The organism is Fulvivirga sp. AWR4_260 (assembly GCF_056158185.1).
This window is the reverse complement of the sequence record NZ_JBSWSU010000015.1, coordinates 4,032,144-4,055,863: the sequence shown is the minus strand read 5'-3', so window position 1 is coordinate 4,055,863 and position 23,720 is coordinate 4,032,144. Positions and strand designations below refer to the sequence as shown.

Below are 23,720 nucleotides of genomic sequence, written 5' to 3'. Positions count from 1 at the left end.
ATTCTAAGATTAATTGAAAAATTCATCGAATGTGAGGCCTACGTAGAAAATAGCACCAATGCGAGGGTTACCAAAAGAAGTGGTGTATCGTTCATTAAGAATGTTAGAACCTCCTACCTTAAGCATAGATTTCAGATTTGTTAACTTATAGCTTACTTGTGCGTCAACTGTGCCATAAGCGGGTATTACACCTTCTCCAAATGAAGACTCCCAGAAGTAAGCTTCTTGCCATCTATAGTTGATAGAGAAGCCCATATTTTTAGTCACTTTTCTGTTAGCAAACTTTAAATTGTATCTCCATTCTGGTGTATTGAAGAAGGCATTAAAGCCATTGCTCTTTAGATCGTTGTCATTGATTAGCTCATTGTAAGATACGTTACCACCTATTTGATAGCCTTTAGGTAAAGAATAATCAACGCCAACAGCAAAGCCTTGAGCATTTACAATTTCACTTGAGTTGATATCGAATCCGTATCTTACCGTTTCTACAGTGCCATCTACTATTTCTTGCGGACTTGCAGCAGGGCCTGCATATAGAGGAGTTCTGCCATCTGTATTTGTATTTCCAGTGGCAGTTTGAATTAAGTCAACTTCAGTTATAAAGTCGGTATATCTACTGTAGTAGTAATAGGCATCAATTAATAATTTATTACCAATTAAGCTCTTATAACCAATTTCATAAGTACTTACTTTTTCTGTTTTAAAGTCAAAATCATTCCATGCGGTTAATTCATCAATGCTCATTTGCCCATTTCTTACCTTTTGAATGTCTTCCAAGTTATAAACGGCATTTGTTTTTAAATTAAACTGGTCTACAATGGCCTCGTTGCTACCTATTAATCGCCTGGTGACTACATCAAGGTTAATGAATTGATCTTGTGTAGTAGGTATTCTGAAGCCTCTTTGGAATGATGCTCTTATGTGATGTTCTTTTTTCGAACCTAATGAATAAACTGCTGATAATCGTGGTGAGAACTGACCTTTGAAATTTTCATTTTTATCATACCTGATAGAGCCTGTTAAGTCCAGTTTTTCATCAAGTATTGATTTTTTTAATTCCACATAGCTACCAAATTCATCTATGGTAAATTCATCTCCGGTGTCAATATTCTCCAAGGCGAATAACGTGCCTCCAGACTTAAGATTATATCTTCTGAAATTACCACCGACAATTACCTCTGCGAAAGAAATTTTGTCTGAAAAATTATACATGGCTTCTGCATGGTATAAACTTGTTTCATCTAAGAATTTAGCACCTCCTTCAGAAATGGGTTTAGTTCTTAAACTGTCAAAAACCTGATTGTATTCTGCACTTCCTACCTCTAATCTTTGTGTGTTAGTCCACGCATATTGATGTGCCTGCTCTACGGAAGCTCCTTGGGAACGGGCGCCTGCAAAATTGCTAAAGTATGAAGGTACATATGTGGCGGCATTCATAAGCGAGGCTAAAGTGTTGGCTGCGTAGCTGTCGCCAGCATCTTCTTGTGTAGTGTAAGCTCTAGCAAAGAAGTTGCTTCCTCGGAGTTCTAGCTTACCTGTCCAAATAGAAAAGTCATCGAGCACGAACCTGTCATTGGCAGTGTATACAGTACTACCAAAGCCAATATTGTACTGACCTATAAGTTCAAGTTCATCGTTGAGTCTGTAGTGTAGGGCGCTTCCAAGTTTTAAACTAGAGGTAGTGTTGTCTACAAATTCTCTTTCTGAGTATCCTAATGGGGTGAAGTTGCCTTCCTCTCCGTTAGGGATTAAAGGTCTAATGGCGGCAATTGTAGCTCCTTGCTCTCCGCCTCCAGCAATTACTCCATCAGCCACACTTCCTAGGTTCACTAATGGTTCGCCATATACATTTACCCCGTCATATGTTCTGTTGTTGTCTCTGTATCCCTGTTTTGTTGCATCATAACTTGGGCTAGTTTCCACTAAATTAGATTGGTCACGGTAGTCTACACCTCTAAAATCTGCAGCTTTCAGGTATGAGGCAGTGATTTTAAAGGCTATTTTGTTGTTGAATGCCTTGGCGTAACGGATGGCATAGTCTTGATATGCCGAAAGGTCATCATCTTCTTCATCTATATGATTAATGCCCACTTTTGCACTAGCGCTAAGCCCTTGATATTCGAAGGGGCTTTTGCTATTCATGAGTATAATACCTTGAATGGCATTTGGTCCGTATAGGGCTGATGCTGCTCCAGGAAGGATTTCCATGCTTTCAAGATCTAGTTCGCTAATACCTACTATATTACCTACGGGGAAGTTCAAGCCTGGTGCTTGGTTGTCTATACCATCTATGAGTTGAACCAATCGATTGTTTCCGTTTGAGCCAAAACCTCTTGGGTTAATGCTCTTAAATGTCATACTCTGGGTGCTTACATCCATGCCTTTTAAGTTGGCGATGGCATCGTAAAAGCTAGGAGCGGGATTTTGTTGAATCGCTCTGATGTCCATTTTCTCAATGGATACGGGTGATTCAAGGATATTCTCTTCCACTCTGGAGGCGGATACCACTACCTCTTGTCCCAGAAGCGCAGCCTCTTGTAGCGCTACTGAAATGGTATTAGTAGATGAGGTGATTTCCATCTCTTTGGAGTCAAAACCTACAAAACTAAATAGTATCGAGAACGGAGGTGCTTCGCTTACCTCTAAGCTGAATTGTCCTTCAGCATTCGAAATGGTGCCTATTACTTTTCCGACTACTACTATGTTTACTCCGGCTAAAGGTTCATTGGTGCTGGCATCTAGCACTTGACCAGAAAGTGTTGTGGATTGTGCAAAGACTAAATTCCCTAAAAAAAAGGAGAGGAGGAAAATAGGAACGGTTATTTGTTTCTTCATGTGTCATTGGGTTAAGCAATACATTTGATAAAGATGGCCACAGATCTTCAAAATGATACTTCGAGCCTAACCCAATGTACAATATTTTATTTTAAAAAGTAAGGCTTATTATTACTTTTTCGAAAACGGTTGCAGAGATTTTATTGACCCTCTATTTCTCTTCTAAGGTGTTCCGCAAGCTTATCGCATAAGTTATTTATCTCTGTAGACATAAATTCATCTCCTGTGCTTGTTAATAAAGTCTGTGCTATTCCGCCTAGGCAGTCTACATAAAATCGTTTCATTTCGTCTACGGGCATATCTTTGGTCCATAGGTCTATACGCATGGTGTTCTTTTGGGCATCGTCCCATAATGATACACTTATGCTTTTTGTCTCATTGCCTGCACCATCTTCAGGTTTGTCTGTGGCGTCCCATTTAATAGTTTCAGGAATGTTATTCTCATCTAACTCTACCGTGAAATTGATTTCCGATTTTTTCATGCGCTGCTAGTGTTATTGATTTCTGTTGTTAAGTATGCTATTATTTGATACTATTAAAAATAGCCGTGAATATAAGGCATTTATAATGAATCAGTACTATTAGTAGTCTGTTCCATGCCTTTGCTTTATTTACAATAGTTCATTTTTCTTACGATCATTACGTACTAATGTTACGTAGAGTAGCGTGGTTCTACATTAGTGTTTTTGCAAATTCAATAAAGAATTCCATCGCTGCCGGATTTTTCAGCGCATCTTTGTTCAGTGAACTGTCAATTGGCTTACCCATCAATACTTTTTTTACTGGGGTCTCAGTTTTCTTTCCACTTATAGTGTATGGCACTTCCTTGATTTGAATGATCGCATCAGGAACATGCCTTGGAGTGTACTCACTTCTAATGGTTGACTTTATTTTTTTACTTAGCGATTCGGATAAGGGGTGTTGATTTTTGGTGACCACAAATAAAGGCATAAACTGTTCTCCATTTGGTTGATCAATACACACGACTATGCTGTCAGTTATTTCGTCAATTTTGTCTATGGCTTGGTATACTTCACTCGTTCCTATTCTTACTCCACCACGATTTAATGTGGCGTCAGATCTGCCATATATTATGATGCCACCTTTTGGTGTGATTTTTATCCAGTCGCCATGGCGCCATACACCAGGAAACTCTTCAAAATAGCTGTTTTGGTATTTTTGCTTATGTGTGTCGCCCCATAGATAAATGGGCATGGATGGCATTGGAGCGCTTATAACCATTTCACCTACTTCGTTAATTATAGCATGGCCACTTTCATTATATGCTTCGAGTTTACACCCTAATGCACGGCATTGAATTTCGCTGCTATAAACAGGAAGAAGTGGATTGCCTCCAACAAAGGCGCTGCAAATATCGGTTCCGCCACTCATAGAAGTGAGCCAGATATTTGAATGGATATTATTGTATACCCATTCAAAGCCTTCTGGAGGCAACGGTGAGCCAGTGCTGCCTATAGAGATCAAATGTTTTAAATCATATTTATTGGCAGGAGAAGTTCCTTCTTTCATGTTGGCAATGATGTAACCAGCACTGGTGCCCAAATGAGTGATTTTAATTTCTTCTGCTAATTGCCATAGTGAATCTATTGCAGGATAAGCCGGACTTCCATCATATAATATAACAGTACCTTGACATAATAATGCACTCTGGATGTAATTCCACATCATCCAGCCGGTGGTAGTGTACCAAAAGCATCTGTCTCCAGGTTGCACATTTTGATGAAACGCCATATACTTATAATGTTCAAGTAAAATGCCGCCTTGACTATGTGTTATGGCCTTAGGTTTTCCTGTAGTGCCTGAGCTATATAATACCCAAATAGGATGGCTAAATTCTACTTGGGTGAAAGTGAGAGCTTGCGGAGTAAATGTCTCTAGGTCTTTCCAGTAAGTGATATTTTCTAATTGATGATCTAAAGTTACTGCTTCTTCATTGTGGCTAAGGTAGGGGATGAATAAGGTGTTTTCTATTGTTGTTATTTCCTTTTGAAGGGTTTGTATCGTTTCAGATTTGTTATAAGTTTTACCTCCATATGAATAACCATCAACTGCTATTAAAACTTTTGGCTCAATCTGAGCAAACCGGTCTATCACGGCATTGATACCAAAATCTGGAGAGCAACTGGACCAAATGGCTCCCAAACTATTGGCCGCCAGAAAAGTAATAGTTGCCTCTGGGCAGTTTGGTAAGTAGGCCACGATACTATCTCCCTTTTTTACTCCCCACGCTATAAATTGCTGCTGTACTTGCGATACTTTGTCAGATAGTTCTTGCCAGCTTATTTCAGTGATAGGTCTTTGTTCTGATTTGAATATTATCGCGGGGTATAAATCGGTGTGTTTTCTGAAGATTTGCTCAGCGTAGTTGAGGGTAGTGTTAGGAAACCAATTATAAAATGGCATTTGATTACCCTCTAATATATTGGATGGGGGAGGAGTCTCTTCTGAAACTTGGAAATATTCCCAGATGGCTTGCCAGAAGGTGATTATTTCTGAGGTAGACCAATTATGAAGCTCTTCGTAATTATTGAACGATAGTTGCTTATTGGTTTTTAGCCAGTTTAAAAACAGGCTTATATTAGATTCCTGAGCGAATTTTTTTGAAGGAGTCCACAGGAGGTTAGGAGATATGTCATCAGCCATAATTTCATATTTTTGATTGCTCTAATATTTTCAAGGCAGTTTCTTTATCTTTTTTTAGTTGTGCTTTTAAAGCGTCTACATCAGAGAATTTGATTTCCTCTCTAATTCTGCCCATAAAGTCAATAACAATTGACTCTCCATAAATATTAGCATTAAAATCAAAAATATTGACTTCAATCGTTTTCTTTTTTCCTGAAACAGTAGGGCGGTAGCCAATATTAAGCATACCGAAGAAATATTTTCCTTCTTGTAAAACTTTAACAGCATAAGCTCCATCTGCAGGAATAAGTTTATGTCTGAAATCTAGCTCTACATTTGCTGTAGGGAAACCTAGCATGCGACCTATTTTTTCGCCTTTCACAACCCTTCCTGTAATGCTGTAAGGTCTTCCCAGTAGGTCAGTTGCTGCATTTATATCTCCTTTCAGTAATGCTTGCCGTATATTAGTAGAGCTGACCCCAATTTCATCCACCTCTTGTTTTGATATTTCCTCCACCTCAAACCCATATTGGTTGGCATTGTTTTTTAGAAACTCAAAGCTTCCTTCTCTGTTTTTTCCAAAGCGATGATCGTACCCTATCACTAGTTTTTTAGTGCCAATGGTCTCTACCAATATTTTTCTTATAAACTGATCAGAGCTAAGGTTAGCGAATTCTTTGGTAAATGGAATTCTCAAAAGATGGTCTATGCCTTGCTGTTTTAATAAGGCAGCTTTTTCCTCAAAGGTATTGAGTAATTTAAGTTCTGTTTGTTCAGGATAAAGGACCAAGCGGGGGTGCGGCCAAAAAGTAATCAGAACGGATTCACCATTATTATTTTGAGCAATCTCTTTTACCCGCTTCAATATTTGCTGGTGTCCCACATGTACACCATCGAATGTGCCACTAGTGACAACCGCATATTTTAACTTTTTAAAGTCCTCTATACCGTGATAAATTTTCATATGGCTGCTACAGCTTCTTCTATAGTTTTCGCATCGGTAACCTTAAATTCACCAATACGTGTTCTTCTTAGCTCTGATAGATAAGCTCCAACTTCTAATTTTTTACCAAAGTCGCTTGCTAAACTTCTTATATAAGTTCCTTTAGAGCACACTACTCTAAAAGATACTTCAGGCAAGTTGATGTCGGTAATTTCAAATTCTGAAATTTCAACCTGTCTTTCTTTAAGTTTTATTTCTTCTCCTTTTCGGGCACTTTCATATGCTCTTTTTCCATCAACTTTTACGGCACTGTATATAGGAGGGGTCTGAGTAATTAGTCCTAAAAAATCTGCTGTGGTTTTTTTAATATCCTCTTCAGAAATATGATCGATTGGTGTTTCGCTATCTACTTCCGTTTCAAGGTCATAAGATGGAGTGGTTTTTCCAATAACAAATTTACCAGTGTACTCTTTTTCCTGAGCTTGAAATTTTTCAATTTGTTTGGTCATTTTTCCTGTACATAGTATCAGGAGCCCAGTGGCTAGGGGGTCTAAAGTGCCAGCATGACCTATTTTTTTTATTTTGAGTGCGTACCTAAGCTTTTTTACAACATCAAAGGATGTCCAATGATATGGTTTGTCAATTAAAAGTACGCTTCCTTCTTTTTTTTCTTCTTCCGTCATTACAGATAAACAGCAGTGAGTACCACTAATGAAACAATAATACAATAAGCCGCAAAATATATCAGTTTTCCTTTACGCACAATGGCTATCATCCACTGGCAAGCTACCAAACCCGCTAAAAAAGAAGCAATAAAACCAGCGGCTAAAGTTAACCCTGAAATGCTACTGGCAGCAGCTTCCGGTGCTTTGATGAAGTCCAAGGTTTTTAATAGCGCAGCTCCTAAGATGGGGGGTAATACCATTAAGAATGAAAAGCGCGTGGCTTTGGTCTTTTCTACTCCCATGTATAAAGCTGTGGCAATAGTAGAACCAGAACGTGAAATGCCAGGAAATATAGCAATCGCTTGTGCAATTCCGATTATTATAGCTCTGCCAAAAGAAACCCCTTTAGTGCCTCCTTTAGTGTAATAAGTTATTGTTAGTAAAAATCCCGTAATTAAAAGCATACATGCCACAAATACGATATTTCCGCCAAAAAGAGCTTCTAATTTTTTTTCAAAAAGCACGCCTACTATTCCTACAGGAATCATACTTATTGCAATTTTAGCGGCAAACTGGGTAGGTTCATTCCACTTAAACTCAAGTAGGCCTTTTATAATCTCCCAAATGTCTTTTCTGAAAATTACAATGGTACTTAAAGCCGTTGCTGCATGCACTATTATTGAGAATAGAAGGTTTTCACTGCTTTCTACACCTAATAAATAGGCGCCAATTTCAATATGCCCACTACTACTTACAGGTAAAAATTCAGTTAACCCCTGTATAATCCCTAAAATGATGGCTTCAATTAAACTCATTGATTCTCTTTAGGGTTGTGAAGAATAGCAACTAACTCGATGATAAAGCCTATCATAACTACTAATGGACCAAGGGTTAAGCCTATAAAACCAAACCCAAAAGGCTCAGAATCTAAAGTCATTATTACGAATCCAATAACCAATACAGCAATGCCGGCAAGCATTAATTTATAATTCTTCCCTCCGAAAGGAAGTTTATCATTTTTTTCCATGTTCTAATTAATATAATTCGTCTAAAGATAGTTTGAGGTATTTATTGATAGCTCTTAGGGTACTCATAAAGCCAATGATTGCTCCTAGTAATAGTAAAGCTGCAAATAAGATCGCTGTCTTTTCTGGTTCTTGAAGTTGTGCTACTTCAGGTATTTTCTTAACAGAAAAGTTCATTAAAAAGTAAAGCATAGCAGAAGCCATAGTGCCGCTAATTATGCCATGAAAGCACGCTCTCAATAAAAAAGGTTTTTGTATAAATGATGATTTAGCTCCTACTAACTGCATGCTTCTTATTAAGAAACGTTGAGAAAATAATGCTAATTTAATTGTGTTATTGATAAGTATAGCTACTACAAGCAAAAGAATAACAGCAAAACCCAATAAGAATAGGCTTATTTTTGTCATATTCTTGTTGATGCTGTCAACAAAATTTGCTTCATATTTTGCTTCAAATACACCACTTATGCTCTCAATATCATTTTTCACTAAGCTCATTTGCTCTAGTGTTTGATATTCAGAAGCAACTCTTATTACGTAAGTGTCTCTCAGTGGGTTTTGACCTAAGAATTCTGAAAAATCTTCGCCCGTATCTTCAATGAAGTCTTTAGCAGCATCTTCTTTTGAGATATATTTAATCTGTACTTCATCATCCTGCTCTGCTACAAAGTCTTTTGAGGAAAGAGTTTTTTGGATCTGAATTCTTTGATTTGCGGTTATTTCTTTGTCAAGATATACCTGGATTTCAATGTTTTCCTTAATTAATTCAGTTAGCCTATTTGTATGAAGCAATAACAACCCAAATAGCCCTATTACAAACAAGGCGAGTGTAATGCTGAAAACTACACTGGTGTAGGGGTAGCTGCCAAGCTTTTTCTTTTTTCTGCTTTTATATTCTTTTTCCACTGAAATAATTAAAAATTAAATCAAATTTAGTAATTGTTATTCAACTATTAAACCTAAGGTTAAAATATTACTCGATTACTAATATACAGCCTTCGAGTCATTTTGTTGAAAATAAAAAAAGGATTGTCCTTTGCAGAACAATCCTTTTAACGAATTATATGATTTCCTATTCTTCTCTTACTTGATTTAATGACTTTACAAGCTTATCATCTTTTACTTGTTCTAGCTTAGTAATTTTAGATTGTTGCTTATTTAAGCTATAGTATTTGTCTTTATAGTATAAGAACAAACTCTTGTCATTGTTCTCGTTAATTTCTATCACTTCGTAAAGAGACTTTTCGAAGTTTCCATACAATTGAAGTTTACCATTGTTAAACTTGTAGTGGAATGAGTGCTTTTTCTCCGAATTGTCAATTATTACATCAAGCCCTGTTTGATTTTTATAGTCTTTATTCGCTAATGCATTTCCAGGCGCTTCCAAACTATCGTGATCAGAAGTGGGTTGATCAAAGTTTTTAACCTGAGGCTTATTTATATTAATAGTTGGCGAAGAAGTACTTGCTTCTTCAGTAGGTTTCTCTTCAGCGCTACTAATTACAATTGTAGGTTCTTTAAGCGAGCGCTCGTTTAGGTTAACTTCAGGTATTTCATTTTTCTTAGCTTCACTAGTGGCATCTTCAGCTACTGGCTCTTCATCCTGAGGTAAAGCACTGGTAGTGTTTAGTTCATTAGTAGAAGCATTTTTACCTATTACGTTTTCTGTTTCAGAAGGAATTGTAATAGTGGTTGCTGTGCTATTCTCTTCAGTACTTATGTCCTTATCCATAGAAACATACAGGCCAACTGAAGTTACCAAGGCAAGTATAACAACTATAGCAGCTATTTTGCCAGCTTTGCTACCACCAGTTGTTGTAGTCTCAGTAATGGGGATACTGTTTAGCATGCTTTTTAATTCAGCTCTTCTCGTCTCTTGAATGGATTTAATAACTTCACTTTGAAAGTCAAATTCCTTTTTCAATTCTGAGTTTTGATGAAGAGATGATTCAAATTCTTGCTTTTCGAGGGCAGTCATTTGATTGCTAAAGAATGCGTCAATTTTTTCTACATTGCTCATATTTTCTTAATCAAGAAAGTCACTCTCTGAATACAGAGATTTGACTAGTTCATCTAGTTTCTTTTTACACTTATACTTTTTCGTTTTGGCGGTATTTGTGTTGGCAAAACCAAGCTTATCAGCTATATCTTGCATAGACAATCCGTCAAAGTAGTAAAACATCAGCACCTTTTTACACGTTTCACCCAATTGTCCAATACAGTCGCTTATAATTTTAGCTCTTTCTTTACTATCTACATCTATATGTTCCTCTCCATCTTTTTCTTCATGTGAGAGGCGTTTTTTTCTGTCGAGCTCTTTCCTCCATAGATTCTGGCATATACTATAAAGGTAAGTGCTTATTTTAGATGTAAGAACGAGATTTCCGCTTGTGGCCTTTTGCCAAAATACTACTAAGGCATCTTGGTAAATATCTTTGGCTTCTTGCTCTGTACCACTATTGGACGTCACAAGCTTGGTCATCATTCTATAATACTTCTTATAAAGATACTCCAAGGCTTTTTCGTCACCACGACATATACGTTCAAAAACCTCATTGTCCTTCATTGAGCTCTGGTGTTTTATACAGGAAAAGAAAATCAGGTAACCCCATCCTGTTCGTTGTTAAAAAAATATTCTTCAAAATGCTTTATTTTCGTTTAAGAAGCAATGGAGTAACTAATTATTCTGCCTTTATCCACTCTTGTGTTCTATAAAAAACTCCCCAATAGCCTCTAATGTTTAGTTTGCCATCTTCAACCCAGATTTTACATTTGTATATTTTACCTTCATCAGGTTTTAAAACGCTGCCGTCTACATATTCATTACCATCTTTTTTTAAATTTCTGATAATTTCCATGCCTATGATTTTTTTGCCGTAGCGTTCATCTTCTTTAGGGCATTCTTTACAAATAGGATCTGGATCTTCGCCATCTTTTCTGAAAAGTTTAACGATTTTCCCGAAATATTTGTCTCCTTTTTTATAGATCTCAACTATGGATTTAGCTTCTCCTGTTTCGTCATCTATGGTTTTCCATTTACCTGTTATGCTTTGGGCAGATAACATTTGTACAGATAAAATAAGGGCTAAAGTTGCTATAATATTTTTCATCATAAGTTCAATGTTTAAAGAATAATTACGGTTGTAATATCTTTTTAATAATTAAAATTATTTGTCTGTAGTATTCATAACAAAAAAAGCTCCAAAGTCTGGAGCTTACATTATTGTTAAATATAACGTATTTTAATGAAGTTTTAATTGAATTAGTTGTACTATAAATTAAAGGAACATCTTTTGAAGGGCATTCCATAGTAATTTTTTTTCTGTTGGCGTATTAGAGATAATATCTAGAGCGGCACAATTAAGCAATTGCTTCTCAGAGATAGATTCTAATTCATACATCGCAAGGTTTTTATTGAAAATGGTATTGTCATCCACTCCAAAAAGCAGAAACTGCGATGAATTGTATTTGAATAAAGTATCTTGAGAGATAGACTCATTGTTCGCTAAATTAATGATAGCTACTTCTTTAATATCTAGCTTAACAGCTTTCAATATTTTACTTAAAAAATCTTCATTTTGAGGTGAAATAAATTCAACACCGCTTTCATTAACCAAAACGAACACTTTTCCACTGGCATTTCCTTTAATGTTAAGGGTAGGGGCAGCGGGTACTTCCGTTTTAGGTGCTGGTGTAGTCTTTATTTCTTCTGGCTTGGGAGCAATTTCCTCAGTTTCTTTTCTAGTTTCGGTAACGTCAACCTCTTCCTTTAGCTGAGGTAGTTCTTCACCTTTAATAACATATACCGGTTCTTTAATAAAAGTCCTGAGAAAATCGTATTCAGCCATTTTACTTCTTTAAATTAAATATTGATTTTAATTCTGTCGCTTCATCTGGAGTCATTCTGCCTCCTAAAACTAATCTTAATTGGCGTCTTCTTAACGCTCCGTCAAATAATTCCTTTTCTTCTTCCGTTTCTGGAATTGCTTCAGGAATGTCTATGGGTCTTCCGGTTTGGTCTACCGCTACAAATGTAAAAAAGGCTGTATTGCTGGCAAATTTTTTACCACTTGGTATATCTTCAGCTTCAACTTTTATGTGTACTTCCATAGACGAGCTAAAGGCGCGAGTTACCTTTGCTTTTAACGTTACTACGCTACCCAATGGGATTGGTTTAGCAAATGATACGTTGTCAACCGAGGCCGTAACTACTATTCGATTGGAGTGTTTTTGAGCTGCTATGGCAGATACTATGTCCATCCAATGCATAAGACGGCCCCCCATTAAGTTATTTAAAGTGTTGGTGTCATTGGGGAGTACCAACTCAGTCATGGTGACATATGAGTCTCTAACGAATTTTTTATTCTTTTTAGACATTGAATTTGTTATAGTTTAATGATAGAAATGCAAATATCAGTTATTAAAATAATAGAGTGCAACTAATTGATGAAGAGAGTGATAATGCAATAACTATGTTTTGTTAATAGTTTTAATTGCAATTATTCGTTTCGGGTTTTTATATTTTTTCAGGATTAAAATTTTAGTATTTATATGATACTATTTATTCCAACCTTCGTCTCCTAAAAGAGGTACGAAACTGAAGTAATCAAATTCTTCTTTTTTTAGTCTGCGCTCATCAACTTTAATGATTTTAAGCATTTTTTGTTTTGCGTTATCTCCAACAGGGATGATTAAGATGCCGCCTGGGTTTAATTGTTTTAATAAACTAGTGGGTACTGATGGAGCTCCTGCAGTAACGATAATTTTATCAAAAGGAGCGTAACGAGGAAGACCTTTGGATCCATCGCCTTGAAAAAAGATCGGTTTATAACCCATTTTGGGTAAAAACCGTCTGGTGCGTTCATATAACACTTGGTTATATTCTATAGTATAAACTTTTGCACCCATCTCTACTAAAACGCAAGCCTGATACCCACTGCCAGTGCCTACCTCCAATACTTTGTCGCCAGGTTTAATTTCTAATTTTTCGCTTTGAAAAGCTACTGTGTAGGGCTGAGATATGGTTTGTCCTTCGCCAATGGGAAAGGCTTTGTCTTGGTATGCATGACCGAGCAATGCATTATCAAAAAAGAAATGACGGGGTATTTTGTTTATTGCACTTAAAACCCCCGAATCGGTTATGCCTTTTTCTTTAAGCACTTTAACAAGTGATCTTCTTAGTCCTCGGTGTTTGTAGCTGTCTTCCATATTAATAAGTTGTGAAGATAAAATAATCGTGTGATAAAGGGAAGTAGGAATGAAGTGCAGGTGTTTTTTTTTATTAAAAGCTAAAATTTTTAGTATTTAAATTTGCTTGTTAATACTAATTTGTAGTACCTTGGTGCTGTTGCTAATTATTTTAGTGTTATGATTGATAAGAGTTATAAGTTAAAGCTTTATAGTAAGAAGTTGAAATCTGGGAAGTGTCAGATTAAATTTAACGTTTCGTCAACAAGTCAACATTTAGGTTGGTATGGGTATTTATTGGTAGAGGCGGGGTCCACTTTAAAAGAAGTGGTAACAACTATAGAGGATGAAGTTAAATTTATTGAGGCTAAGGATGTATACTATCATAGTCATTTATATAATTTAGCCACTAAACAAAAGAGGAACGACTCTATAATTATTTTTAATAATTAGCGGATGAGCTTAATAAGCGATAATTTAAAATATTTAAGAAAGAAAATTGGCCTAACGCAAGAGCAAATGTCTGAGCGTATAGGTATAAAAAGATCATTACTTGGAGCCTATGAAGAAGGAAGGGCTGATCCTCGTATTAGTAATCTGATTAAGATGGCCGAGATATTTGGCACTTCAGTAGATATACTGATAAATAAGGATGTAAGTAAAATTTCAAGTGAAGAGCTTATAGTCAGTAAATTTAAACGTGGCAAGGAAGTATTGGCTATTACAGTAGATGGTGAGGAACGTGAAAATATAGAGCTTGTGCCACAAAAGGCTGCAGCTGGATATTTGAATGGATATTCTGACCCTGAGTATGTGAAGGAGTTGCCAAAATTTCACTTACCCATTCTTCCTACTAATGGTACATATAGAGCCTTTGAAATTACGGGTGATTCTATGTTGCCAATTTTGCCCGGTACAATTATTATAGGGCAGTATGTTGAGGATATTAGAGATATTAAAAATGGGAAAACTTACATTTTGGTCACTGAATCAGAAGGGGTGGTGTATAAACGTGTCTTTAATTATATAGAGGAGACCGGTAAGTTATTTTTAGTGTCTGATAATAGACAATATGCTCCATATCAGATTGCTGGAGAGGATGTGCTCGAAGTGTGGGCCAGTAAGGCTTACATAAGTGTGCAGTTCCCTGATGCTAATGATAGTCACGAAGTTTCTACTGAGCAACTTGCTTCAATAGTTCTAGATTTACAAAAAGAAATTATTCAGCTAAAAGCTGAGAAAGATAAACCTTAACCTAAACCCAAATACTTCCAAAGGCCATATACGTCCTTGGCCTTTGGAGTTTTTCTCTCCTTTACAGAATAGAAAACCGTAAATGCTGCTATTATAAATGATAGTTAGAAACATTTACTTGTTAATACGTTAGATATAGATAGTATTAATCATTAAAAAAGGTTTTCTATTGAATATTAAAAATACTTTTGAAAAAGTACTAGGGCTGAATAAAACTATTTTGGCCTTATCTTTTGCGCGTATGGCAGATGCGATGGGTAATAGTATTCTATTCATTGTGATACCGCTTTATGTTGCGAAATTACCTCACGAGCATTTACATTTTCCTGTTCCTGTTTTAGTCGGTATTCTTATCTCGTCATTTGGCTTTGTTACTTCATTATTACAGCCTGTAATGGGAGGTTTAAGTGATAAGCTAAATATGCGTAAAGGTATGATAGTAATAGGTCTTACTTTGGTAGCTATAGGTACAGTGGGGTTTGTGTTTGCTAATAATGTGCTGTCATTGCTGTTTCTTAGAGCTTTGCAAGGGGTGGGTGTGGCACTTACTATACCAGCTTCTTTATCAATTATTACGGCTGTTACGGAAAAGGAAACCCGTGGCGGAGCCATGGGGGTATACAGTACTTCCAGAATGGTAGGGTTTGCTTTAGGACCACTTATCGGAGGCTATTTGCAGGTGCATTCAAGTTTTGATACCACATTTATTGTGGGCGCTTCTTTAGTGGCTCTTTCTGCTTTGATGGTGTTATTCTGGGTTAAAGAAGTGAAAACAAATGTTGCTTCCAACCAAGAAGAGGGTGGAAAGTCTAAGATATTTGATTTTTCGTTATACAATTCAGGAATTTTAACTGCGGCACTTTCTACGTTTACTATGGCAGCATGCTTCTCTATGGTCACTACGTTGGAGAATCAATTTAATGCCAGATTGGATATTAGTGCTTTTGGGTTTAGTGTAGCATTTAGCATGCTTATGGTAGGACGATTGATTTTTCAGGTTCCATTAGGTCATTTTTCTGATAAAAAAGGACGAAGGCCATTTATTTTAGCAGGGTTGGTATTGATGGCTGTGAGTACTGCTGTAATGGGCGAGGTTATGGAAATGTATCAATTGATAATTGTACGTTTATTGCAAGGCATTGCTGCTGCAGGTATAGCTGCTCCGGCTTTTGCTCTGGCGGCTGACTTAGCTCAAAAAGGGGGAGAGGGCAGGCAGATGAGTGTTATAACTATGGGGTTTGCTTTAGGAGTTGCTGTGGGGCCACTTTTAAGTGGGCTATTGGTAACTCAATTTTTTGAGTTGCCATTTCTTGTTTGCGCTATAGCAGCTTTGATTAGTGCTTTCTTAGTATATAAGTATATGCCTGAAACAGTTGAAAAGCACTCATAAGTAAATTTTAACAAATCTATTGTAAACAGAAAAGGCCGATTTCAACGAAATCGGCCTTTTCTGATTTATTTGAATTAGCTATTAAGCTTTTTCCTTTTCTTTAATAAGGTTAAGTGCTGAACCTGCTCTGTACCATGCAATTTGCTGGTCATTATAAGTGTGGTTCAATTTGATAGTGTCTTCAGAACCATCAGCATGTTTCACTAATAATGTTAATTGCTTGTCTGGAGCAAACTGATCAAGATCTAAGAAGTCGAAAGTATCATCTTCTTGGATTTTGTCATAGTCAGCTTCGTTAGCGAATGTTAAACCAAGCATACCTTGTTTTTTAAGGTTGGTTTCGTGAATTCTAGCAAAAGATTTTACTAAGATTACTTTTACACCTAAATGTCTTGGTTGCATTGCTGCGTGTTCACGTGAAGAACCTTCTCCGTAGTTATGGTCTCCCACTACAATAGTTGGGATTCCTTCAGCTTTATAAGCTCTTTGAGTGGCAGGTACTGTACCATACTCTCCCGTGATTTGATTTTTAACAGAATCTGTAGCTTCGTTAAAGAAGTTAACAGCACCTGTTAAAGTATTGTCAGCAATATTGTCTAAGTGACCTCTATATCTCAACCATGGACCTGCCATAGAGATGTGGTCAGTAGTACATTTACCTTTTGCTTTGATTAATAACTTCATACCTGTGATGTTTTGTCCATCCCAAGGTTTGAAAGGAGTTAATAATTGAAGACGTTTAGAGTCAGGAGCAACTTTTACTTCAACACCACTTCCATCTTCTGCAGGTGCTTGGTAGCCATTGTCTTCTACATCAAATCCTTTTTCTGGTAATTCAAATCCTGATGGAGGATCAAGTTTTACCTGCTCTCCGTCTGCATTAGTTAATGTATCAGTTAATGGGTTGAAACCTAGATCACCACTGATAGCTAAAGCAGCTACTAATTCAGGAGAAGTTACAAATGCGTGTGTATTAGGGTTACCATCAGCTCTTTTAGAGAAGTTTCTGTTAAAAGAGTGGATGATAGTATTTTTTTCTTTTTTGTCAGCGCCAGCTCTGTCCCACTGTCCGATACAAGGTCCACAAGCGTTAGTGAATATTCTTGCGCCTAAGTCTTCAAATACTTGAAGAATTCCATCGCGATCTACTGTGAACCTGATTTGCTCTGAACCAGGGTTAATACCGAAGTCAGATTTAGCAACAATCTTTTTGTCTATGGCTTGCTGCGCAATAGATACTGCACGTGTTAAATCTTCATAAGAAGAGTTGGTACAAGAGCCTATTAATCCCCATTCAACTTTTGTTGGCCATCCATTCTTTTCAGCTTCTTCTCTCATTTTAGAAACAGGAGTAGCTCTATCTGGAGTGAAAGGACCGTTGATGTGAGGCTCTAATTCAGAAAGATTAATTTCAATTACTTCGTCAAAGTATTGCTCAGGATTAGCGTATACTTCTGCATCTCCAGTAAGGTGTTCTCTTACTGTGTTAGCTGCATCAGCTACATCAGCTCTTCCTGTAGCTCTTAAGTATCTCTCCATGCTATCATCATAGCCGAAGGTAGACGTAGTAGCACCAATTTCTGCTCCCATGTTACAGATAGTTCCTTTACCTGTACAAGACATAGATTGTGCACCTTCGCCAAAATATTCTACAATAGCACCGGTTCCACCTTTTACAGTAAGAATACCAGCAACTTTTAATATAACATCTTTAGGAGCAGTCCAACCGTTTAGTTTTCCGGTAAGTTTTACTCCAATCATTTTAGGCATTTTAAGCTCCCAAGGCATTCCGGCCATCACATCTACAGCGTCAGCTCCACCAACACCGATAGCTACCATGCCAAGACCACCTGCATTTACAGTGTGAGAATCGGTACCGATCATCATACCGCCAGGAAATGCGTAGTTTTCTAATACTACTTGGTGAATGATACCTGCGCCCGGTTTCCAGAAGCCGATACCATATTTGTTTGATACTGATTCTAAGAAGTTAAATACTTCACCACTAGCGGTTAATGAATTTCTTAAGTCTTCCGTAGCTCCTTCTTTAGCTAAGATAAGGTGATCACAGTGTACCGTAGAGGGTACAGCCGCTTTTTTCTTTCCCGCTTGCATAAACTGAAGCAATGCCATTTGTGCTGTGGCATCTTGCATAGCAACGCGGTCAGGAGCAAAGTTTACATATGATTTTGCTCTTTCGAACTTTTCTAAATTCTGATCAGCGTGAAGGTGGGAGTAAAGTATTTTTTCAGATAAAGTAAGCGGCTTGTTTACCACTTTTCTGGCGGCTTCTATTTTATCTCCCATCTGAGAGTAAACCGCCTTTATCATGTCAATATCAAATGCCATATGTCTTAGCGTCTTTATTGTTAATTTGAAATGAATCGCAAAATTACAAAATATAATTGCTTTTTATTATACTACTTATTACAGGAGCCCTTATTTAAAACTACTATAAATAATGAAGATCAAAACAGGGTCTTCAATTTCGCGCCTTTATGGTTTTTAACGCATAAAATCGCATACAGTTTATTTTTCTATATAGCTATGGTCTATGTGTTATAGATTTTTTTTATCGATAGCTGGTCTATTGTAGAGAAAAAAAGCTACCCTTAGTAGAGTAGCTTAACAATTACTTTGCATTAATATAATTTAGAAACTCATTCTTAGTTTGGTTGTCGTTAAACTTACCACTAAAAGCTGCAGTTCCTGTTTTACTATTGGTATCTCCTACGCCTCTTGAAGCTACACATAAATGAGTAGCATCTACTACAATACCAACATCTTCTGTTTGCAATTCTTCTTTTAAGGCATTAGCTATTTGAACAGTCAGTCTTTCTTGAACCTGAGGTCTTTTTGCAAAATACTGTACTATTCTATTAATTTTAGAGAGGCCTATCACTTTGCCAGATGAAATGTAAGCAACATGTACTTTGCCAAAAATAGGCACAAAATGGTGCTCGCAATGTGAGTAGAACGTAATGTCTTTTTCTACTAACATTTGCTCGTAGCGGTAAGTGTTTTCAAATAGCGTAGCATGTGGTCTGTTGTCAGGGTTAAGTCCGCTGAAAACTTCTTTCACATACATTTTAGCTACTCTTTTAGGCGTTCCTTTTAAAGAGTCATCAGTTAGGTCTAGGCCTAATATTTCCATTATACTTTTAAAATGGGACTCTATTTCTTTGATTTTTTGATCGTCACTTTTATCGAAAGCATCTTTTCGAAGAGGCGTTTCAGAAGAGTAAGTCACGTGATCATCTCCAATTTCATCAATCATATCTTCGTTATTAAGCGGGGTATTCGACAAAGTTTCTTTCTGTTTCATACAATTTTATTTTCAGCTCCAAGTGGTCATCAATTTTATCTCTTAAGATATCATATATGACTACCGCTATGTTTTCAGCCGTAGGTATGGTGTTTTTAAAGTACTCAACATCCAGATTAAGGTTCTTATGATCGAACTTTTTTACTACGTGTTCTTTAATAAGATCGCTTAAAAGCTTCATGTCATAAACATAGCCTGTTTTAGGATCTACTTCGCCAATGAGTTTAACGAATAGTTCATAATTATGACCATGATAATTGGGGTTGCTACATTTTCCGAATACATCGTTGTTGGTAGCGTCATCCCAATCAGGGTTATGAAGCCTGTGTGCTGCGTTAAAATGTTCTTTTCTAAAAACTGCTACTTTCAATTCTACCTCGTTTTCTGTTTTAAAAGTGTGAATATAAGGTTTAAAAAGTTAACTCCTTAGGAATCTTTACTCTTGTTAGTGAGGTATGGTTGCAAAATGTGTCATATATTATCGCTAGGAGCTTTGTTACTGATGGTTAAACATTAAAAAAGGGAGAGAATATTAATTCCCTCCCTGTCACTAGAAAAACCAAAACAGTGACAATTATTTTTTGAGAAGCATAATCGGCTTTAATTTATTTTTGTTGGATAGAAATTTAATAAAATATGGACCGGCAGGATATTCTCCTGCATTCCAATGAAAGGTGTATGTTCCTTTTTTCAATACTTTGTCTGATATGGTAGCTACTTTCTGTCCATTCATGTCAATAATATTGATGGCCACATGGTCTTCCGTTGCAATATAAACCGATATGTTGATGCCATTCAAAAATGGATTGGGATAGGCGAGGTTATGATGCCTGCTATCTTTCAAAGTATGCCCTCTTCTTGAATTATTAAGAGTAGTATGTGTTACGGATACACCTTCAGGGTATGATAATGTGCCTCCGGGAGAGGTGTTGCCAATAAAGCCAAAAACTATTGAACTGCCTGCCGGTATGGTGTTACTATTTTCATCACCAATAATTGTGTATAAGCTCCCTTCGTGCGATGCAATGTTGGCACCCCATAAAGGAGCAATATTATTAGATGAACTAAATGTTACTGTCCAATTGCTAACCGCTATTTCAGAGTTGTTAGTGACAGTAATTTGCCCTTGAAAACCGGTATCCCATGATACAATAGTTTTGTATTCTACATTTAAGGAGATAGTGATGTCTGCAATGTTAATATTTGCAGTGTCAGAGGCAGTTAAACCATCATTGTCAGTAGCTATGGCTACAATTTCATGATTACCAAGAGTATTGGTGCTGTAAGTAAAGGTAAATGGGCTAGGCGTGGAAGCTATTAAGTTTCCATTGTCATAATAATCTACGCTAACAATCTCACCATCTGTATCATAGGCATCTACTTCAAGGTTAACTTCTGAATCCGCTGCAATAGTGCTATTATTTGCAGGTGAAATAATAGTTACTTGAGGAGCTGGATTTTCTTTTATAGCGAAATTTACTGTAGAAGACTGTTTGCTAAAGCCTGAGCTGTTATAAGCTATAGCATACAGCTGATAATTTCCACTGATAGCGCTTTGATATGTAAGCTCATATGGAGATTGGCTATCTGTCTGAATTAATGAATTATTGATGTAAAATTCCACTTTAGTGATTTCTCCAGTAGAGTCTGAAGCTATCGCTGCAATAGTAAATGGACTGTTAAAGTCAATAGCGCTACCGTTAGCAGGAGAATTGATTTTGACTGTAGGCCTTGGCACATAGGCTTCATCTATTGTAATATTAACCGCTTGCGAGGTTGATGAGAGTCCTGTGTTGTCATAAGCTTTCGCTGTAATAGTGGCTTGACCTGCTACATTTGCAGTCCATTGTATTGAGCATGCTGACTCAGAGCATGATCCCACTAAACTGCTATTTACATAAAAATCAATATGATCTATAGAGCCATCCTGATCCGAAGCGTTGGCAGATATATTAATAGCGTTTCCTTCAATAAATGAATCTCCATTAGCTGGGGAGGTGAGGGTTACTGTTGGGGCAATGCCTGAAGTAACCATTTCGCCATCTATGTTTTTACGTAGAATACCTGCAGCTCTTAATGCGTTTACTTTTTGAGCTACTTGTAAAGGTGATAGTGTCTCATTTACCGCATGATAAACCCAATCTACCTGCATTTTTGTAGTTCTTGTTTCAGTGCTTGAACCTACAATGTTTTGATAAATCCAGTTGGCAAATGAAATATTCTGATCCGAATCTGGAATGTCGTCAGCTATGCTGTATAACAGTTCACCATCAATGTAGAATTTAACGGGTTCATTGGCGAGTGCCGTAAATTGGAGTAAATGCCAGCCTTCAAAGGATGTTACGCTCTTTTCATGCGTACGGTCATAGCACGTTTCCCATGTGGTCATGTACATAGTGTTTTTTCTTTCATAGTGCCATGCATCCCAAGGTAAGTACTCAAAATCTACTTCGGAATATAAGTCAGCTTGCCCACAAGTGGCGTAGCTATTGATGGTATAGAAAGTTTCAACATTACCATCGTTATAGGTAGCAGGAGTATCATCAAAATAAACCCGAGCAGCAAATGTTCCCATTTGGTAAGAAAAGTCGCTCGTTTCTATGCGTGCATGTGTGGTGCCTTCACTTGGGGATGCTGTGGTGGCCACACCCATTATTGTATTATTTGGGTCATTGGTATCTTGATAAAAGGTAATGTTGTTTTTATCATAATTGGCATTAGAGGGAGGACCACTTATTCCGTCAACAATGCTCCAGCGGTTAATAATGCTCAATGCCGGGTCGTCTGCGTTTGTATAATTGAAGTCATCAAACATTTCGGTTAATTCTGGTACACTATTGTCGTAGATGTTGATAGCGGCAGACGTTTTAGTTTTGCCAGAGGTGGCTGTTGCCTTTGCTGTTAATGCAAAATTTCCGAAAGGGATATTTTCCCAAATAAAGCTGAACGGAGCAGTGGTGCTTGAGCCTATTAATGTGGAACCAGCAAAGAACTCAACTTTAGAGATTGCAAACGGGCTAGTGATGGAAGTATTGGTTTTAATTTCAACACTGCTGCCCGGAGCAAAAGAGCTGCCATTGGCAGGTGAAGTGATGGTGATGGACGGAGTGCCTTCATTGTCTATAGGGGTGTCAATTAGTTCGTTGGCTACAGCCTGTAAGAGCGGTTGGTTTCCATTAGTTTTGCTTACATCTTGGGTGATTTCCCAGATCATAGCACCTAGCAAGTTATTGTCTTTAATATAGTCAGTTTTATTTTTTAAAGATTCTTCATCGTCATAGCTAATGATACCACTTCCTGATGTCTTTTTTAGATAAGGAACTTTTGAGTCTTCATCCCAAATTCGCTCCCATCCATTATTGATTAGGGGTTCAATGTCATAGTAAGGCTTGCCTTGACCGCCTTCTCTTGGTGTTTCATATAACTCTGAATTATAAAATTCTCTTCCGTAAAAGGCTAGTCCCATTACAATTTGCGAAGAAGGTATGCCTAAAGAGTCTCTCAGGTTTTTCACTCCTAAATCTACATTGAGATACCTATCGCAAATTTCAGGAGGGCCGCAGAATAATGGCGCATTATGCGCGGCATGTAAGCAATAGGCCCAGTTGCCAGCATAGTCATAAGACATTAGTCCAAACCAGTCTACATAGTTTTTTAGGGTGTGGAAATCTACCCAGGAGGCATAATACAAGCTAGAATGAACGGCCATTGATATTTCCAATTCTTTGCCTAGCTCGGTTTCTAAAGCATCAAATGCAGCTCTTAATTCAACAACCAAATTCGTAAGATTATCTCTATCCTCGTCTTTGTTGTTGGCTCCTGGGTATTCCCAGTCTAGTGTTACTCCATCGTAGCCGTAGGTTTTACACCAATCTGTTAAATTGTTAATGAATATTTGTCGGGTTTGCGCTGATGAAGTCATTCCGTGAAAACCACCTGATTGTAATCCTCCGCCCATCATAACAATGAATTTTCGGCCTTCACTATGTGCTTTTTGTACTAGTGCTGGGTTGTGATATGAGCCCGATTCAGTGCTTATGCTGCCATCTTCTCTTGGACCAGCAAAACAATAAATTAAATGTGTGAGCTGTTGAAGTTTGATTTCTTCAGGTTTTAAAATGTAGTTTTTCATGTAAGGATAAAACCCGGCTACAACATGCTCGTCATACTGCCCAAATGCTGCCAGATTACATAGCAGCATCAGTGCAGGAAGAGCAACTGCGGTTAAAAGTTTTTTCATAATAATTAGGTTTAGATTTAACTAAGTTGGTTGATAGGTTCAGTTAAAATTGAAGTGGGAAGATAGTTTTAGATGGAAGGCTAAATCAAAAAATAGAGGTCTACATAATAGGCTACTTTATGAGTAATTGAGGCTACAATAACCTCCGTAATTTTTGTTTAGAGCTTATTAGAGATCTTTTTGAGGCTACATCAATGTAGAGGTGGAGCTTGA

General features: G+C 37.2%; 21 protein-coding genes. 3 read left to right on the top strand and 18 right to left on the bottom strand.

All coding sequences use genetic code 11. From position 1 onward, the window contains the following. Positions 1-9 precede the first annotated feature (9 nt). From ACXACQ_RS22980 to ACXACQ_RS22915, 14 genes are all read right to left on the bottom strand, one after another. Positions 10-2,835 carry a TonB-dependent receptor gene (locus ACXACQ_RS22980; RefSeq protein WP_474978351.1) on the bottom strand — a complete coding sequence of 942 codons (2,826 nt, stop codon included), beginning with the start codon at positions 2,833-2,835 and terminating at the stop codon, positions 10-12. A gap of 140 nt (positions 2,836-2,975) precedes the next feature. Further along, complete coding sequence (gene gldC / locus ACXACQ_RS22975) at positions 2,976-3,317, bottom strand: gliding motility protein GldC (protein ID WP_474978350.1); 342 nt, start codon at positions 3,315-3,317, stop codon at positions 2,976-2,978. Positions 3,318-3,507: 190 nt separating this feature from the next. Further along, a complete protein-coding gene (locus ACXACQ_RS22970; protein ID WP_474978349.1) occupies positions 3,508-5,499 on the bottom strand; it encodes an acetoacetate--CoA ligase in 1,992 nt (663 codons plus the stop codon). Positions 5,500-5,503: 4 nt separating this feature from the next. Continuing rightward, positions 5,504-6,442, bottom strand: a complete 939-nt coding sequence (locus ACXACQ_RS22965; protein WP_474978348.1) for a bifunctional riboflavin kinase/FAD synthetase — start codon at positions 6,440-6,442, stop codon at positions 5,504-5,506. Then, positions 6,439-7,104: a tRNA pseudouridine(55) synthase TruB gene (gene truB / locus ACXACQ_RS22960; RefSeq protein ID WP_474978347.1), complete on the bottom strand. Its 666-nt coding sequence runs from the start codon at positions 7,102-7,104 to the stop codon at positions 6,439-6,441. Before truB ends, ACXACQ_RS22965 begins: the two co-directional genes overlap by 4 nt. After that, positions 7,104-7,901 (bottom strand): undecaprenyl-diphosphate phosphatase, encoded by a 798-nt coding sequence (locus ACXACQ_RS22955; RefSeq protein WP_474978346.1) that lies wholly within the window; start codon positions 7,899-7,901, stop codon positions 7,104-7,106. Before ACXACQ_RS22955 ends, truB begins: the two co-directional genes overlap by 1 nt. Further along, positions 7,898-8,113, bottom strand: coding sequence for a DUF3098 domain-containing protein (locus tag ACXACQ_RS22950; protein ID WP_474978345.1), 216 nt, complete (start codon positions 8,111-8,113; stop codon positions 7,898-7,900). The genes ACXACQ_RS22955 and ACXACQ_RS22950 overlap by 4 nt, the downstream gene beginning before the upstream one ends. 7 nt (positions 8,114-8,120) lie before the next feature. Beyond that, a complete protein-coding gene (locus tag ACXACQ_RS22945; RefSeq protein ID WP_474978344.1) occupies positions 8,121-9,017 on the bottom strand; it encodes a cell division protein FtsX in 897 nt (298 codons plus the stop codon). A gap of 166 nt (positions 9,018-9,183) precedes the next feature. Continuing rightward, a complete protein-coding gene (locus ACXACQ_RS22940) occupies positions 9,184-10,131 on the bottom strand; it encodes a hypothetical protein (protein ID WP_474978343.1) in 948 nt (315 codons plus the stop codon). 6 nt (positions 10,132-10,137) lie between these two features. Then, positions 10,138-10,677, bottom strand: coding sequence for an RNA polymerase sigma factor (locus ACXACQ_RS22935; protein ID WP_474978342.1), 540 nt, complete (start codon positions 10,675-10,677; stop codon positions 10,138-10,140). Between the two features lie 115 nt (positions 10,678-10,792). After that, positions 10,793-11,224, bottom strand: coding sequence for a DUF2147 domain-containing protein (locus ACXACQ_RS22930; protein ID WP_474978341.1), 432 nt, complete (start codon positions 11,222-11,224; stop codon positions 10,793-10,795). Positions 11,225-11,389: 165 nt separating this feature from the next. Further along, positions 11,390-11,959: a hypothetical protein gene (locus tag ACXACQ_RS22925; protein WP_474978340.1), complete on the bottom strand. Its 570-nt coding sequence runs from the start codon at positions 11,957-11,959 to the stop codon at positions 11,390-11,392. 1 nt (position 11,960) lies between these two features. Then, positions 11,961-12,488 carry an acyl-CoA thioesterase gene (locus ACXACQ_RS22920; RefSeq protein WP_474978339.1) on the bottom strand — a complete coding sequence of 176 codons (528 nt, stop codon included), beginning with the start codon at positions 12,486-12,488 and terminating at the stop codon, positions 11,961-11,963. A gap of 180 nt (positions 12,489-12,668) precedes the next feature. Beyond that, the gene (locus ACXACQ_RS22915) at positions 12,669-13,319 is read right to left on the bottom strand and encodes a protein-L-isoaspartate(D-aspartate) O-methyltransferase (protein WP_474978338.1); all 651 of its coding nucleotides are present in this window, start codon (positions 13,317-13,319) and stop codon (positions 12,669-12,671) included. A 159-nt stretch (positions 13,320-13,478) separates the two neighbouring features. Here ACXACQ_RS22915 and ACXACQ_RS22910 point away from each other — a divergent pair, with 159 nt between their 5' ends. The 3 genes from ACXACQ_RS22910 to ACXACQ_RS22900 all read left to right on the top strand — a co-directional run bounded on the left by ACXACQ_RS22910 (position 13,479) and on the right by ACXACQ_RS22900 (position 15,942). Further along, complete coding sequence (locus ACXACQ_RS22910; protein ID WP_474978337.1) at positions 13,479-13,751, top strand: hypothetical protein; 273 nt, start codon at positions 13,479-13,481, stop codon at positions 13,749-13,751. Positions 13,752-13,754: 3 nt separating this feature from the next. After that, a complete protein-coding gene (locus ACXACQ_RS22905; RefSeq protein WP_474978336.1) occupies positions 13,755-14,552 on the top strand; it encodes an XRE family transcriptional regulator in 798 nt (265 codons plus the stop codon). A gap of 169 nt (positions 14,553-14,721) precedes the next feature. After that, positions 14,722-15,942, top strand: a complete 1,221-nt coding sequence (locus ACXACQ_RS22900; protein WP_474978335.1) for an MFS transporter — start codon at positions 14,722-14,724, stop codon at positions 15,940-15,942. Positions 15,943-16,023: 81 nt separating this feature from the next. Here ACXACQ_RS22900 and ACXACQ_RS22895 read toward each other — a convergent pair whose 3' ends face one another. The 4 genes from ACXACQ_RS22895 to ACXACQ_RS22880 all read right to left on the bottom strand — a co-directional run bounded on the left by ACXACQ_RS22895 (position 16,024) and on the right by ACXACQ_RS22880 (position 23,507). Beyond that, positions 16,024-18,291, bottom strand: a complete 2,268-nt coding sequence (locus ACXACQ_RS22895) for an aconitate hydratase (protein ID WP_474978334.1) — start codon at positions 18,289-18,291, stop codon at positions 16,024-16,026. A gap of 283 nt (positions 18,292-18,574) precedes the next feature. Beyond that, positions 18,575-19,267 carry a GTP cyclohydrolase I FolE gene (gene folE, locus ACXACQ_RS22890; protein WP_474978333.1) on the bottom strand — a complete coding sequence of 231 codons (693 nt, stop codon included), beginning with the start codon at positions 19,265-19,267 and terminating at the stop codon, positions 18,575-18,577. Continuing rightward, positions 19,230-19,637 (bottom strand): 6-pyruvoyl trahydropterin synthase family protein, encoded by a 408-nt coding sequence (locus ACXACQ_RS22885; RefSeq protein WP_474978332.1) that lies wholly within the window; start codon positions 19,635-19,637, stop codon positions 19,230-19,232. The genes folE and ACXACQ_RS22885 overlap by 38 nt, the downstream gene beginning before the upstream one ends. Positions 19,638-19,841: 204 nt before the next feature. Next, positions 19,842-23,507 (bottom strand): glycosyl hydrolase family 18 protein, encoded by a 3,666-nt coding sequence (locus ACXACQ_RS22880; protein ID WP_474978331.1) that lies wholly within the window; start codon positions 23,505-23,507, stop codon positions 19,842-19,844. Positions 23,508-23,720 lie beyond the last annotated feature (213 nt).